Source organism: Paenibacillus campi, from assembly GCF_034659835.1.
GTDB classification, from domain to species: Bacteria; Bacillota; Bacilli; order Paenibacillales; family Paenibacillaceae; genus Saccharibacillus; species Saccharibacillus campi.
Genome location: NZ_JAXSQZ010000009.1, coordinates 54673 through 69775, shown reverse-complemented (window position 1 = coordinate 69775; position 15103 = coordinate 54673). Strand labels below are relative to the sequence as shown.

Below are 15103 nucleotides of genomic sequence, written 5' to 3'. Positions count from 1 at the left end.
TGAAGGCCCGGTAACGGCTTTGACCGGCGCTGTGTGCAAGCGTCTGAAATGATACGTTATAGCCCATATAGAGCAAGGAGAGAGTATAACGCATCCTTTCAGACTGGCAGACATCGTGTCCGGAAGGCTTTGCCCGTCTCCTGTACTTGTGGGAGCAGGCATAACCTACATACGTGCAACTTGGTCACCATGAATCAAACAAAAAAAGGATAGGATGTGATCTTGTGAAGAAAGTTCGTAAGGCAATCATTCCTGCCGCAGGTCTAGGAACACGTTTCCTGCCCGCTACCAAAGCGATGCCCAAGGAAATGCTTCCGATTGTGGACAAGCCGACCATTCAGTACATCGTGGAAGAAGCGATCGCATCCGGTATCGAAGACATTATTATCGTCACCGGTAAAGGGAAACGCGCGATTGAGGATCATTTTGACAATGCCTTTGAACTGGAAACGACATTGCTGGAAAAAGGCAAGCTCGATTTGCTGGATGAAGTGCAAAAGTCATCCAAAGTCGATATCCACTATATTCGGCAAAAAGAAGCCAAAGGGTTGGGGCACGCCGTCTGGTGTGCGCGCAATTTTATCGGTGATGAGCCATTTGCGGTGCTGCTCGGTGACGATATCGTCGAATCCGATACCCCATGCACACGTCAATTGATCGAACAATACGAAGTGACCGAGAAGTCGGTCATCGGCGTGCAAACCGTACCGGATCAGCATACCCATCGCTACGGCATTATCGATCCGGTTGAGCAATTTGGACGTTTGCATGAAGTGCGGCAATTTGTGGAAAAACCGGCACCTGGCACCGCACCGTCGAATCTCGCCATTATGGGACGGTATGTGCTGACACCGGAAATTTTTGAATTTTTGGGCGAGCAGCAGATCGGCGCTGGCGGCGAAATTCAATTGACCGATGCGATTCAGCGTCTGAACGAATTGCAGCAAGTATTTGCGTATGATTTTCAAGGTACACGTTTTGATGTGGGCGAAAAGCTCGGTTTTATTCAGACGACGATTGAATTTGCCTTGAAAAACGAAGATTTGAAAGCACCGCTGCTGTCTTCTCTCAAAGATGTACTGGAGAGAGAAGCGCAGAAAGAAGTGCTGCTAGCAAGAGGTGAGGCATAATGACTCCAAGACATGGGAGTGAAGCGGAAGCTTTGGCAAGCTACAGCGATTTTTATGCGAGACATGTAGGCAGCATGACGACCAAACTCCGGTTTTATATGCTGGTGAAACGAACGCTCGATATTCTTTGCTCACTGCTAGGGTTAATCGTTCTTTTACCACTCTTTATTGTACTTGGCATTCTGATCAAGCTTGAAGACCCGAAAGGCAAGGTGTTTTTTTATCAAACCCGAGTCGGTAGGGATGAACAACCGTTTCGAATGTACAAATTCAGGTCGATGGTTTCGGATGCGGAGGAGCGGTTAAAAGACCTGCTTGCGCAAAATGAAGTTGAAGGTGCGATGTTTAAAATGAAAAACGACCCTCGCATTACGAGAGTCGGACGTTTTATTCGCAAAACGAGCATTGATGAACTGCCGCAATTGTGGAATGTGCTGCGCGGCGATATGAGTCTCGTTGGTCCTCGTCCGCCATTGCCGCGTGAAGTGGAAGAATACACGCCACGCGACAAGCTGAGACTGAGCGTAACACCGGGGTGCACCGGGTTATGGCAGGTCAGCGGACGGAACGAGCTAAGCTTTGATGAGATGGTTGATCTCGATTTACATTATATCAAAAAAAGAGGAATCATTTTCGATTTATTTATTCTCGTTAAAACGGTCAAAGTGCTGTTTGGAGCGAAAGATGCGTTTTAATGCTAAATTTAACTATTGATGAGGTGAATAATAATGAATAAAAACGCTAAAATTTACGTAGCTGGACATCGCGGTCTGGTCGGTTCGGCAATTGTACGTGCACTTGAAAAACAAGGTTATACGAACCTCATCTATCGCACCAGTGCTGAACTGGATTTGCGGAATTTAAATGCGGTGTACAGTTTTTTTAAAGAGCAGCAGATCGATTATGTGTTTCTCGCTGCCGCTAAGGTAGGCGGAATTGCGGCTAACAACGATTTTCCGGCAGACTTTATTCGCGATAATTTGCTCATTCAGACGAATGTGATCGATGCCGCTTATGTTAATGGTGTACAAAAATTGCTGTTCCTCGGCTCCACTTGCATCTATCCAAAGTATGCACCACAGCCGCTGAAGGAACAATATCTGCTCACTGGTGAGCTGGAACCGACGAATGAACCGTATGCGATCGCCAAAATAGCCGGCATCAAAATGTGCGAATCGTACAACCGACAATATGGCTCCACCTTTATTTCGGCTATGCCAACGAATATGTACGGGCCAAACGACAATTTTGACCTGAAAACTTCCCATGTACTGCCCGCACTCGTCCGCAAAATTCACGAGGCAAAAGAAACTGGCGCTGCCACGGTAGAAATCTGGGGCACAGGTGCACCGAAGCGTGAATTTCTGCACTCCGATGATTTGGCAGATGCGTGCATTTTCCTGATGAACAACTATGATGGCAATGAAATCGTCAACGTCGGTGTAGGCGAAGATATCGCGATCAAAGACTTGGCGCTGCTGATCAAAAATATCGTTGGCTTCCAAGGTGAGCTAGTGTTCAATTCCTCCGTACCGGATGGCACGCCGCGCAAGCTCGTCGATACGACCAAAATTAATGCGCTCGGCTGGAAAGCAAGCATTCCGCTTGAAGAAGGCATTCGTGCTGTATATGCGGATTACCGCAGCAGCCTTGCTGTCAGTCAGTAAGCTCCATCAACAATATCGATCAGTAACACCGAGCGATAACGTACAGATGAACTGTGCAATGTAACCTATACAAATAACATAGATAAGTGGAGGGAATTCATTTATGAAAAGCGCATTGATTACCGGTGTAACAGGACAAGACGGATCATACTTGGCAGAACTGCTGCTGGAAAAAGACTACAAAGTATACGGCATTCGCCGCAGAACAAGCACACCGAACTACGAAAATGTAGAGCATATTAAACACCAGATTGAGTGGATTGCGGCGGATTTAACCGATCTCGGTTCGTTGATCGAAGCGGTACGTGAAGCTGATCCAGATGAAGTGTACAACCTCGGTGCACAATCTTTTGTAGCGTCCTCGTGGCCACAGCCGGTAGCAACCGGTCAAATTACAGCGATTGGCGTCACGAATATGCTGGAAGCGGTGCGGCTGGTGAAGCCGGAAGCGCGCTTTTACCAAGCGTCCAGCAGTGAAATGTTCGGTAAAGTACAGGCGATTCCACAGGCGGAAACGACGCCATTTTATCCGCGTAGCCCATACGGTGTAGCGAAACTGTACGGTCACTGGATCACTGTTAACTATCGTGAAAGCTTCGATATGTTCGCTTGCTCTGGCATTTTGTTCAATCATGAATCCCCGCGCCGCGGACTGGAATTTGTGACACGCAAAGTAACGGACGGTGTAGCACAAATCAAGCTCGGTCTTGCCAAAGAACTACGTCTCGGTAATTTGGATGCGAAGCGTGACTGGGGCTTTGCCGGTGACTACGTAAAAGCGATGTGGCTCATGCTGCAACAAGATACACCGGACGATTATGTTATCTCGACCGGTGAAATGCATACGGTGGAAGAACTCGTACAGATCGCGTTTGATCATGTCGGTCTGAACTGGCGAGATTATGTCGTTATCGATGAGAAATTCGTTCGTCCGGCAGAAGTCGATCTGCTGCTCGGTGATTGCACAAAAGCAAAACAAAAGCTGGGCTGGGAGCTGGAAGTCGGCTTTGAGCAGCTGGTGAAAAACATGGTGGATGCCGATCTGAAGCGTCATTCCTTGAAACCATCGGCTGTACCTGTCTATTAAGCGAGATGATGATGAATGGCTAATGCAATTGCCCGCATCAAACGCAAATTAGCGATGACGCCGGAAAAGCGCAAAATCTTCTTTAATAGCAACTGGCAATTGATGGACAAGTTTCTGCGGCTTGGCATTAACTTGATCGTCAGCATTTGGATTGCGCGCTATCTCGGCCCGGAGCAGTTCGGTCAATATAACTTTGCGATCTCGTTTGTGACTATTATCGCAGCGGTCGTGCCGCTCGGTCTGGCGAACATTATCGTCAAGGAATTGGTCGAACACCCGGATAACAAAAATGAAATTCTTGGCACCGTGTCGACATTGCGCATGTTCAGCGGTGTGATCGCATTTGCGATCACGATCGCACTTGCTTTTGCTATCCCAGGTCAGGATGCGATGGTACGCTGGAGTATCGTCATTATCGCCGCTAATATGCTGTTCCAGCCGCTCGATGTCATTTCACAATGGTTTGATTCGACTGTAGAGGCGAAGTATGCAGTTTACGCCAAAGGGATCGCGTTTGCGATGACATCGGTCATGAAAATATTGTTGATCGTATTCCATTCCTCATTGATCTGGTTTGCCGCATCGTATGCGTTAGAATTGATTCTTGGCTATCTGTTCCTGTTATTTACCCAGATGCAAAGAGTCTCTCTAACGAAGTGGAGCTTTAACTGGAAACTAGGCAAACGACTGACGAACAGCTCATGGCCGCTGATCGTCGCCGGTATTTCCACGATCATCTATTTGAAAATCGATCAGGTCATGCTGAGCTATATGATCAACGATACCGCCGTCGGTATTTATGCGGTCGCTGCACGGTTGTCGGAAGTATGGTACGTCATCCCGACCGTCGTCGCCGCCTCGTATTTTCCAAGCATGATCAAAAACAAAAAGCTTGGCCCAGCAGTCTATCATGCCGAACTGCAAAAACTGTACAATCTGCTGTTCTGGTTCGCACTCGGCATTTGCATTACCGTCACCTTGATGGCAAAACCAGTCATCTCGATCCTGTACGGTAAAGCATATTTGGAATCGATCAGCATTCTCGTCATTCACGTCTGGGCATGCCTGTTCATCTTTATGCGCGCTGCCTTGAACAAATGGATCATTAGCGAAGGATTGTACCGCTTCGAACTGATCAGCCAAGTGATGGGTGCGGTCACCAAAATCATCATCAACTTGATCCTGATCCCACTATTCGGCGGCATGGGCGCTGCGGTCGGCACCGTATTTGCCTTTATCGTATCCAGTTACGCATTCACCTTTATGTTCAAAGAAACACGGGTGTCCGGTGTGATGATGTCAAAAACGCTCATCTCCCCGATCACCGCGGTAATCGCCAGATTGAAAGCAGGCAAAGCCAAACTTTCAACCAATCAGGAATAAGTCAGCGAAACATCAGGTTCCCCGAATGATGGGGAACCGATGCTTTCCTGCTGCTTAAATTGAAAATAAACTTCAAATTTGTGAAAACTGTTCATGAAAAGGCTAATTGCGAAGTCTTAAATATTTTTGAATGTGATGCAGCATAACGACCAGTTGAAAATGTTTTGCCGCAGTGGTTGATGGAACAGCAGAAAAGTTCGCATACACATCAAGGCAAAACTACCTTTACAGCTCGTGTTTCTTTTGCTAATTGCTGGCTGGACGCGTTTAAAGTGCCAAACGCTTACTGGGCGCGTTTAAAGTGCCAAACGCTCTGGACGCGTTTAAAGTGCCAAACGCTTTGTTGGACGCGTTTATAATGCCAAACGCTGGCTGCTTTATATTCAAGTGCATTTAAGCAACTACCATTCACTTTAGTTCCATTCAGCTCAACACCAATCCATCAAGGAGGCGAACGCTTTGAAAAAAGTATTGTATGTTCATCATTCCGGTCATATGGGTGGCGCGCCGAGGAGTTTGACGTATTTAATCAGCCATCTGGATCAGCAAAAGTTTCAAGGCAATGTGCTGACGATCCGCAACGGCCCTGCTGTGAAGCTGCTGGAAACAGGCGGGTTGCCTGTGGAAGTGGCAAAAGGTATGTTTCCATTTCACGGTTCCACCGTATCCGGCATGACGCCAAAGCTGTTTATTCGCAATTTGATCGGCGCATTGCCCACATACTTTCAAGCCAAAAAATACATTCGCAAATACAAACCCGACATTATCCATCTGAACAGCACCTGTCTGTTCCAGGTCGCCAGAGCAGCGAAAAAAGTATCACCGGAAACGAAAGTCGTCTGCCATGTGCGTGAGCCGCTGCTCAATTCATTTGCTGGCAATATACTGAAGCGGATGAATCACAAATACGTGGACGGCTATATCTCGATCGACCAGTTTGATTCCGAAACGGTCGATAGTGATGGACGCGAGCTGGATATCGTATATAACTTCGTTGATTTTAAAGCGTATAACCCGGATGTGAATGGAGCACCGGTACGACGGGAGCTGGGGCTGGCGGACGACGATATCGTCTTCCTGTATATCGGTCGTGTCGTACAGGGCAATGGCGTGCTCGATATGGTCAATGCGTTTAACCGAATCGCCACAGCGAATCCAAAGTTTAAGCTGATCGTCGGCGGGTTTTATTTTAACAAAAACAATGCCTATGAAGACAAAGTGATGCAGGCATGTTCCGGTAATGATCAGATTTATCCGCTTGCTTTCCGCGATGATGTGCCACAGATGATCGCTGCCAGCGATGTGATGATGTGCCCGTTTGTCGAACCGCATTTCTCACGCAGCATTATCGAGGCGGCTTCGATGAAAAAGCCTGCGATTGGAACGAATATCGGTGGGCCGAATGAGCTGATCTTGCAAGGCAAAACGGGTTATCTGTTCGAAGCCGGGGATTATGACGCGATGGCACAATATATGGTGCGGATCGGCAATGACCGCGCACTGCATGAGAAGCTGGGTCAACAGGCGCTTGAATTTGCACAGGAAAACTTTGACGCTCGCAAAAATACGAAACGCACATTTGAATTTTATAATCGCTTGTTTGTTAGGGAGCCGGTATGATCACTTCGTTTATCCGGATCAAACGTAAAATTTCCCGAAAATGCACCACCTGGCTGACCCGCCGTCTGTTCAGCGAACAGCGCATTATGGCTGGAGCGGGCATGATCGCGGTCGGGATGCCGATCGTTGATAAAGAGCCAGGCAGCAGCATTACGATCGGGCGCAACTGCATCCTATGTTCGGCGGATTACAGCAATCCGATCGGGCTGAATCATCGCACCGTCATTCGTACACTGGCAAGTGATGCCAACATTACGATCGGTGATGATGTCGGCATTAGCGGCGCTAGCATTTGCGCGATGTCGAGCGTGAACATCGGCAATGAGGTGATGTTAGGCGTCAATGTGCAAATTAGCGATACCGACTTTCATCCGCTCAAACCGGACGGCAGACGGTTTAACAAAAACAGTGCCGATATCGGTATTGCGCCTACGGCCATCGAAGACAATGTATGGGTAGGTGCGAATTCGATCATTTTGAAAGGCGTAACGATCGGCAAAAATAGCATTATCGGCGCGGGCAGCATCGTCTCAGCATCGATACCGGCGAATTGCATCGCCGCCGGTGTGCCTGCCCGGGTGATCAAACATCTGGATGTGATGGAAACATGATGACGAACCCGTACACATTGTCCGCCCAGCCGGACATTACGGTCAAAAATAAATGGCTTACCTTTATCGCCGTGACGTTAATTGTCGTCACATCAGGTTCGGTACTGTTCGGTAAGCTGCTGTATTCGGATTTTATTATGGTATTGTTCGCGGTGGCGGTCGTATTTTATTTTCCGAAGCGCATTGAACCGCGGCAATTTCTCATTTTGCTGCTTGTGCTGATCGTCATTCTTGGCAATATGCTGCTGTATCGTACGAATATTGGCGGCTATGCCGGGCTGATGTTGAAAATACTGGCGGTCTTTATGGTGTTAAATCGCTTGGATTTGCGGCAAGCTGCCAAAAGTTATCAATGGCTGATTATAGCGCTGGCGCTTCTAGGGATGCCGTTTTATTTGCTCGGCGCGTTCGATGCCGCGCTTGTGCGTGAGCTGGTGCCGCCGACGAGCGTCTGGGGCGGTGCGTATCGGATTACACCATTTCATGTGTATGGACTGTGGAATATGTCGCGTAACCAGGGCATTTTCTGGGAGCCAGGCGCGTATCAGGTGTTTCTAAATTTAGGCATTTTCCTAACGCTATTTATGAACAAAAAGCTGCTCAAATGGCGCTTAATCATTCTAACGGCAACATTGCTGACGACGATGTCAACGTCCGGTTATATGATCTGTGCGCTGCTTTATCTCGCTTATGTTATTCGTAACGGCAAACGCGAGCATATTTCACGTATGATTTTGTCGCTGTTGTTGTTCGTACCGCTGGCGGTGTTTATCGCGCAAAGCGGTGTCATTACGGACAAGTTTCAGGATGGCAATGCTTCGTTCGATCGGCGCTCACTCGATACAAGCTCCAATCTGGAACTGATGATCGAAAAGCCGCTGCTCGGCTGGGGATTTCAAAACAATGAAATATTAATGGAGCGGTACAGCATTCCAGATTCATCCAATTCGCTGCTAACATTTGGTTATCAGTTTGGGTTGCCATTGCTGCTTATTTTAATGATCTATTATTACTTTCAGCTACTGCGTCCAATCGGTGGTGTCGTACAGGCACTGCTCGTCTTTAGCGGGCTGCTGATCGTATTTTCTACCGAAAATATGCTGTTCCAACCGCTGTTTATCGTGCTGATGTTTCTGGACACTAGCCGTTTGCAAGCGCAGGAACGGACAGAGCGAGGTGAAGTTCATGCCAACGAAATCAATCGCCTACGTAGCCCCTTACGTCAACAGCGAGTTGCAACAGAAAAGGGGTTATAGTGCCAAGCATACCGCCGGCAACAAAAAGATCGATTGTATTCTCCATGCACTCGAAGCAGGTGGGAACGACATTACCGTTATCTCACCACTGCTGCTCAAGCGCGGCACATTAAAATGGTTCCGCCGTGATGCCTACCCGATCGGCAAACATAGCCAAGTCGTCTATCCAGGCAATGTGGATATGAAAGGCATAAGCTTGCTCGTGACGTTGTTCACCGTGTTTTTCCAGCTCATGCGCTGGAATCGAGCACATAACCAGCAACCGCGTGCGGTCGTATTTTACAACTATCGGCTTGAAACTGCCTTACCGGCAATTTTGTTCAAAATGTTGTTCCGCGTCCCGCTTGTGATCGAATATGAGGACGGCATTTACGCCGTCACCGAAACGAACCGTCATTACAAAAAAATCTCGGTTGCGGTAGAGAAATTCGCTAATCGACTGCTGGACGGTGCAGTGCTGGTCACCTCGGTCTTGAAAAAGCGCGTCAGCACCGACAATTATACGGTCGTGCGCGGTGGTACCGTGCATCCGGCACAGCTCAAACCGGTGCAGCAAGTCGAGCTTGGCACTGATCGTCCGCTGCGAATGGTCTACTCCGGTCGGCTTGATTATGATCGCGGAATCGAAATTTTGCTCGACGCATTGCCGTATATCCAAACGCCCCGTCCGCTAGAACTGCATATTACCGGCTATGGCCCGATCGAAGACAAGCTCAAACGATTTATTCAGGAGTTTTATCATGATCATATTCAGATCAAATTTCACGGCTTTTTAGATGATCATGAATACGGGCAGTTAATGGAAACGGCTGACTTGTTTGTGAACACACAGCGGGAGCAGATAGCGTTTAGCGAATGCTCCTTCCCGTCCAAAGTCGTTGAATATATCAAATACGGCAAGCTTGTGCTCACATCCGGCGTGTCCGATATTAATACGATCAATCAGCAAATGTTCGTCACCTATGACAACGATGATCCGCGCTCGCTTGCTGCTAGTTTAAACGATATACTGGCACATCCGCAGCAATATAGCCTGTATCCGGTGCGGGCGATGGAATGGCTCGTTAGCGATTGTGCACATGAAGTGGTCGCTAATAAGCTCAATCGCGTACTGAGCAAAGCGATCGATCGCACACCAGACACAACGGTGTATTCATCCGAATCCGCACCGGCGGAGTGAACGTCTAAGCCGTCTAAGCTAACTGCTGGAATAGGCTGCCTGGTACAAATTAAGTTTGAACATACGTTAGCGTATGTATGGGATCGACTCATCTTACACTGATCGAAGACAAGCTACTAGGAGAGCTTATGCTTGTCATTATACGGCAAAGTGTCCCTGTATCACTTGGACACAGCTGTATCTTATTCAAACTACATGACCAATTAGGCAAAAGACAAGCTCATCCGTCGTCAGTATGTCCAATGATCGACCCATGTACCTAAGGAGGAGAACGGATATGACACAAATCCGATTGGATCAATACAGTCAGGCGGAATACTCACGTGGCAAACCAGGTTGGTATTGCTTGATCTGGTGGCTCGTGCAAGGAACGCTGTTCCGTTTCTCGCTGCATAATATGTATGGCTGGAGACGATTTTTGCTTAACCTGTTCGGCGCCAAGCTTGCGCCCGGCGTACGGGTGCGCGCTTCCGCCACATTCACCTATCCGTGGAAAGTGACGATCGGTGAGCATTCGTGGATCGGTGATCATGTGGAGTTTTACAGTTTGGACGAGATTAATATCGGCAGCCAGTGTGTCATTTCGCAACATACGTATCTGTGCACCGGTAGTCACCGTTTGAACGATCCGACATTCGGCTTGATTACGAAGCCGATCGTCATCAAAGACGGCGCATGGGTAGCGAGCGATGTGTTTGTTTATCCTGGCATTACGATTCATGAGCTTGGCGTGGCAGGTGCGCGCAGCACGGTCGTCAAAGATATTCCGCGCAATGAAGTGCATATCGGCTTTCCAGCCGCCTTTTTTAAATACCGTTTTCCAGAGGAGGAAACGCAGCCAGCCGTACACAGAGTGAAATAAGTTCAACGCATGCAGCGAAGGAGGGATACTGTTATGAAAGACAAGCCGAAAATCGTGTTCGTCATCAACTATTTTTATCCTGACTATGCGTCAACCGGGCAGTTGTTGACAGAGCTATGTTTGTATTTGCAACACGATTTCGACATTACCGTTATCGCCGAATGCCCGCCGGGGTATGGCGGTGCGGACGCTAGTAAAGGACGGGTGTTACGTGATCGCTTGGAAAATATCGAAGTCGTACGCATTCGCCTGCCAGAGGTGGACAAGCAAAACAAATTAAGCCGGATCAAATACATCTCCACCTATTTCTGGTTCGCCACTTACGAGTTGCTGAAAGAAAAAAACACCGATTTCATTTATACGATCTCCACACCGCCTGTGCTAGGTGGTCTGATCGGCACGATTGGCAAGCTGCTCAAACGTGCCAAACATATTTACAACATCCAAGATTTCAATCCCGAGCAAGCGGAAGCGGTTGGCTATACTGATCGCAAATGGATTTTTAAGCTGGCGCGGGCAATCGACAATATGAACTGCTCGTTATCTGATCATGTGATTACCGTCGGTAAAGATATGCAGGAGACGCTAGAGCGTCGTTTTGGCGGACGCAAACATATTCCGAGCACGGTCATTAACAACTGGACGAACGAGCAGGAGATCGTACCGCTTGGCAAAGACGATCCGCGTGTTGCCGAATTTCGGCGCCGACATGGTTGGGAACATAAATTCGTCGTCATGTACTCCGGTAATCTCGGTCTGTACTATGATCTGGACAACTTAATTACGATCGTACCGAAGCTGAACGATTGCCCGAATCTAGTATTCGCCTTTATCGGTGAAGGCGCGGTCAAAAGCAAAATGCAGCACTATGCTGCCGAGCACGGATGGATCGAATCCGGTCAAGTTTGCTTCCTGCCGTTTCAGCCGAAGGAAGACTTAAAATATTCGCTCAACGCCGCCGATGTGCATCTAGTCGTCAACCAAAAAGGCATCAAAGGCGTATCCGTGCCAAGCAAAATTTATGGTGTTATGGCAGCTGGCAAGCCGGTTATGGGCGTGTTGGAGGAAGGCAGCGAAGCGCATCGCCTCATTATGGACAGCTATTGCGGCAGCGTTGCCGAGCCGCAGCAGTATGACGAGGTAGCAATACGAATTCGTGAACTGTACGAGCTGGAGCAAACCGAATTGCAGCGTGTCGGTCATAATGGACGCGCTTATTTGGAAAAATATTTACGCCGTGACGTATCGTTAGAGAAATATCGGCAGCTATTGTTATCGATGGTTACACCGTCCTCGTCTCCAAGCATGCTGCCTGAATCTAGGTAACGGCAACGGCAGGCAGACGTCAATCATACGTTCATCACGCCTAAACGCAATACCCAAACTACAGAAAACATAGGAGGGATTGGAGTGAAACTTATCCTTTTATCCGGAGGTTCAGGCAAACGTCTGTGGCCTCTGTCCAATGATGCGAGATCAAAACAATTTTTGCGAGTGCTGGAAAATGAGCAGGGCAAACTCGTTTCAATGGTACAGCGTGTATGGAACCAACTGGAGACGAGCGGTCTGAGCGAGTCGAGTTATATCGCCACCGGTAAATCGCAAGTGGAGATTATGCGCAGTCAGGTCGGAGCGGACGTACCGTTGATCGTAGAGCCGGACAGAAGGGATACGTTTCCCGCGATTGCGCTGGCGGCAACTTATTTATATTCGATCAAAGGGGTTAGCCTGGACGAAGTGGTGACCATTTTGCCGGTTGATCCTTATGTGGACAATCATTTTTTCGAGACGGTGCGCAGTTTGGAAGATGCGATCGCACAATCGCAAGCTGATCTGGCGCTAATCGGTGTAGAGCCGACATATCCGTCTTCCAAATACGGATATATTATCCCTGCTGGTGAAACGAGTGTGACCGGCATCCGCCAAGTAAGCCGTTTTCAGGAAAAGCCGACCGAAGCGTATGCCGAACAATTGATCGCTGAGCAAGCACTTTGGAACTGCGGCGTGTTTGCATTCCGGCTTGGTTACATCATTAGCCTGTTGGAGCAAAAAGGGCTGCCGATTCAGTACGAGCAATTGCTGAAAAATTACAGCGTCCTGCCGAAGATTAGTTTTGACTATGAAGTAGTGGAAAAGGTGGCTAATATCGTTGCCGTACCATACACAGGTTATTGGAAAGACCTCGGCACATGGAACACATTGACCGAGGAAATGAGCAATACCCAAATCGGACGCGGCATCATTAGCGAAGATTGCGAAAATACCCATCTCGTCAATGAAACAAAGGTGCCAGTAACGGTGCTAGGGATGAAAGATGTAGTCGTTGCGGTTAGTCCGGACGGTATTCTTGTCTCCGACAAAGCGAGCAGTCCGAAGTTGAAGGAACTTGTTAATTTTGATCAAGGGCCGATGTTTGAAGAACGGCAATGGGGCTGGGTGCACGTGCTAGATGACCAGACGTATGAAGACGGACGCTGCGTATCGACGAAACGAATCGGACTGAAACGCGATCATAACTTAAGCTACCGTTCCCATACCGAACGAGAAGAAGTATGGACAGTCGTCAAAGGAGAAGGCGAGTTCGTACTGAATGGCAATATGATGCAGGTGAGCGCTGGCAATGTGCTGCACATCCCGGTCAAAGCGATGCACAGTTTGCGCGCGCGCAGTGAGATGGAGTTTATCGTCGTACAAACGGGAATGTTTGAACGCGAAAATAGATTGGTGGAGCTTTTCCATTCATGGGAAGATATCGCGCAAAATTGCATGAAGATTTGACGGTCATTGCTTATTACGTATCCGATTACGGATACGGCCATGCGGCTCGCAGTATTGCGGTCATTCGGAAATTGCTGGCGGACAGTCCCGTGCCGCTGCATCTGGTGATTAATTGCGGCAAGGCGTTAGGTTTTTTGTACGAGTCGTTGCAACCGTTTCAGGGGGGACATCAGCTGGAATTTAGAACGATACGTTCGGATACCGGTTATGTGTTACAACCTAATTCGATCGCAGCCGATGTTGAAGGGCTACAAAAGCAATATAGGCATGATATGTCGTTGTTTGATGAACAGGTAACACGGGAATGTGATTTTTTGCAGCGGTGTCGGGTACAGCTTGTCATTACTGACATTTCACCGGTACCGATCGTCGCGGCAGCACGTGCAGGCATCGAATCGCTCGGCATCTCGAATTTTACATGGTATACCGCTTACCGGGATATGTTGGAGCCGGACGAGCTGAATGTTTTGCGTGCCGCCTATGCACAAATGGATCATTTTATCGGTCTAGCAGGCTGTGCCGAGCCGGCATGGGGCTGTAAAGATCGCATTCAGACCGGATTTTTCTGTCGCCAGCCGGACGAGCAGGAAGTGAAGCGTATTCGGCGTAAGCTGGCTAGTGATGGACGGCAGATCGTATTTTTTGCGCTTGGGATGAGCATTGAAGTGGAGCAACTGGAGTCGTTACCGATCTGGGACAGCGAAAATGTCAGCTTTATCGTATCGTCCAATATGACGATAGAGCGAGATCATATCTATCGGATTCCACCCGATTATAGCGAATCGCAAAATTATGTAGCCGCTGCCGATCTGGTCATTACGAAGCCTGGTTGGGGAACGATCGGCGAAGCGATTGTGCTGAACAAGCCGTTGCTGCTGCTGAATCGCAGCCAATTTTATGAAGATCGGCATACGCTGGATGCGATTCCTGCCCATCATCCAGTACAACTGTTATCCTGGGAGCAGATTAGCCAACTTGAGCTGAATCGTCTGAACTTGAACAGCTTTGACTTCAATCCAACAAAGTTTAATACAGATACAGTAGATAGCTCGCAATCATTGTTCCAAGGAATGTCAGGCAACTGTGCATTGACCCATATTACACGCTATATTCAAAATCTGCTGCTGCATGTGCGCGTCTGACTGAATAATCTATGAACGCATAATGGATGACAGTATCATTTGCTCAAACATTATATCGATCTATCGAGCAACAATGCTACATGATGTCGCGCAACAATGCCATATGGCTGCGCTTGGCGCTCTAGTCTATGCTCTAGTCTATTAGGTGATAGGACATGACTACATGACGAGCCATCCAGTTTACGACGGACGACTCGTTTACCGAAACACCAGTGCAACGGTGACAATCGCTGCCCACAGCAGCACAGACAATGCGGTTCCCCAGAGACAGCCTTTGGCAAATGACGGATTTCCCTGATATTTCATCATAATCAGCCTCCAAATATAGACAAGGTAGGTTGCCTGATTCATCGCTATTGCCGCATGCAATTCGGCTATCGTTTACCG

13 protein-coding genes are annotated in these 15103 nt (G+C 48.3%); all 13 read left to right on the top strand.

The features are described from left to right. The first annotated feature begins 224 nt into the window (after positions 1-224). The 13 genes from galU (at position 225) to U1I11_RS18325 (ending at position 14716) form a co-directional block, all read left to right on the top strand. The gene (gene galU / locus U1I11_RS18385; RefSeq protein WP_322907592.1) at positions 225-1130 is read left to right on the top strand and encodes a UTP--glucose-1-phosphate uridylyltransferase GalU; all 906 of its coding nucleotides are present in this window, start codon (positions 225-227) and stop codon (positions 1128-1130) included. Then, the gene (locus U1I11_RS18380) at positions 1130-1825 is read left to right on the top strand and encodes a sugar transferase (protein ID WP_416235465.1); all 696 of its coding nucleotides are present in this window, start codon (positions 1130-1132) and stop codon (positions 1823-1825) included. Before galU ends, U1I11_RS18380 begins: the two co-directional genes overlap by 1 nt. Before the next feature lie 33 nt (positions 1826-1858). Beyond that, complete coding sequence (locus tag U1I11_RS18375; RefSeq protein WP_322907591.1) at positions 1859-2797, top strand: GDP-L-fucose synthase family protein; 939 nt, start codon at positions 1859-1861, stop codon at positions 2795-2797. Between the two features lie 103 nt (positions 2798-2900). After that, the gene (gmd, locus tag U1I11_RS18370; RefSeq protein WP_322907590.1) at positions 2901-3884 is read left to right on the top strand and encodes a GDP-mannose 4,6-dehydratase; all 984 of its coding nucleotides are present in this window, start codon (positions 2901-2903) and stop codon (positions 3882-3884) included. Between the two features lie 15 nt (positions 3885-3899). Then, the gene (locus tag U1I11_RS18365) at positions 3900-5267 is read left to right on the top strand and encodes a flippase (protein ID WP_322907589.1); all 1368 of its coding nucleotides are present in this window, start codon (positions 3900-3902) and stop codon (positions 5265-5267) included. Positions 5268-5726: 459 nt separating this feature from the next. Continuing rightward, complete coding sequence (locus U1I11_RS18360) at positions 5727-6887, top strand: glycosyltransferase family 4 protein (protein ID WP_322907588.1); 1161 nt, start codon at positions 5727-5729, stop codon at positions 6885-6887. After that, on the top strand, positions 6884-7498 hold the full coding sequence (locus tag U1I11_RS18355; RefSeq protein ID WP_322907587.1) for a DapH/DapD/GlmU-related protein: 615 nt from the start codon (positions 6884-6886) through the stop codon (positions 7496-7498). Before U1I11_RS18360 ends, U1I11_RS18355 begins: the two co-directional genes overlap by 4 nt. Continuing rightward, a complete protein-coding gene (locus tag U1I11_RS18350; protein ID WP_322907586.1) occupies positions 7495-8754 on the top strand; it encodes an O-antigen ligase family protein in 1260 nt (419 codons plus the stop codon). Before U1I11_RS18355 ends, U1I11_RS18350 begins: the two co-directional genes overlap by 4 nt. Continuing rightward, positions 8684-9934, top strand: coding sequence for a glycosyltransferase family 4 protein (locus tag U1I11_RS18345; RefSeq protein ID WP_322907585.1), 1251 nt, complete (start codon positions 8684-8686; stop codon positions 9932-9934). The genes U1I11_RS18350 and U1I11_RS18345 overlap by 71 nt, the downstream gene beginning before the upstream one ends. A gap of 277 nt (positions 9935-10211) precedes the next feature. After that, a complete protein-coding gene (locus tag U1I11_RS18340) occupies positions 10212-10796 on the top strand; it encodes a WcaF family extracellular polysaccharide biosynthesis acetyltransferase (RefSeq protein WP_322907584.1) in 585 nt (194 codons plus the stop codon). A 33-nt stretch (positions 10797-10829) separates the two neighbouring features. Continuing rightward, complete coding sequence (locus tag U1I11_RS18335) at positions 10830-12122, top strand: glycosyltransferase family 4 protein (RefSeq protein WP_322907583.1); 1293 nt, start codon at positions 10830-10832, stop codon at positions 12120-12122. A gap of 84 nt (positions 12123-12206) precedes the next feature. After that, positions 12207-13574, top strand: coding sequence for a sugar phosphate nucleotidyltransferase (locus U1I11_RS18330; RefSeq protein ID WP_322907582.1), 1368 nt, complete (start codon positions 12207-12209; stop codon positions 13572-13574). Beyond that, the gene (locus U1I11_RS18325) at positions 13538-14716 is read left to right on the top strand and encodes a hypothetical protein (RefSeq protein WP_322907581.1); all 1179 of its coding nucleotides are present in this window, start codon (positions 13538-13540) and stop codon (positions 14714-14716) included. Before U1I11_RS18330 ends, U1I11_RS18325 begins: the two co-directional genes overlap by 37 nt. Positions 14717-15103: the final 387 nt, after the last annotated feature.

What these genes read in the sequence shown, in the direction of transcription:
- U1I11_RS18380 (WP_416235465.1), top strand. Translation starts at nt 1,130, where the DNA reads ATGACTCCAAGACATGGGAGTGAAGCGGAAGCTTTGGCAAGCTACAGC.
- U1I11_RS18375 (WP_322907591.1), top strand. Translation starts at nt 1,859, where the DNA reads ATGAATAAAAACGCTAAAATTTACGTAGCTGGACATCGCGGTCTGGTC.
- gmd (WP_322907590.1), top strand. Translation starts at nt 2,901, where the DNA reads ATGAAAAGCGCATTGATTACCGGTGTAACAGGACAAGACGGATCATAC.
- U1I11_RS18365 (WP_322907589.1), top strand. Translation starts at nt 3,900, where the DNA reads ATGGCTAATGCAATTGCCCGCATCAAACGCAAATTAGCGATGACGCCG.
- U1I11_RS18355 (WP_322907587.1), top strand. Translation starts at nt 6,884, where the DNA reads ATGATCACTTCGTTTATCCGGATCAAACGTAAAATTTCCCGAAAATGC.
- U1I11_RS18350 (WP_322907586.1), top strand. Translation starts at nt 7,495, where the DNA reads ATGATGACGAACCCGTACACATTGTCCGCCCAGCCGGACATTACGGTC.
- U1I11_RS18345 (WP_322907585.1), top strand. Translation starts at nt 8,684, where the DNA reads ATGCCAACGAAATCAATCGCCTACGTAGCCCCTTACGTCAACAGCGAG.
- U1I11_RS18340 (WP_322907584.1), top strand. Translation starts at nt 10,212, where the DNA reads ATGACACAAATCCGATTGGATCAATACAGTCAGGCGGAATACTCACGT.
- U1I11_RS18335 (WP_322907583.1), top strand. Translation starts at nt 10,830, where the DNA reads ATGAAAGACAAGCCGAAAATCGTGTTCGTCATCAACTATTTTTATCCT.
- U1I11_RS18325 (WP_322907581.1), top strand. Translation starts at nt 13,538, where the DNA reads ATGGGAAGATATCGCGCAAAATTGCATGAAGATTTGACGGTCATTGCT.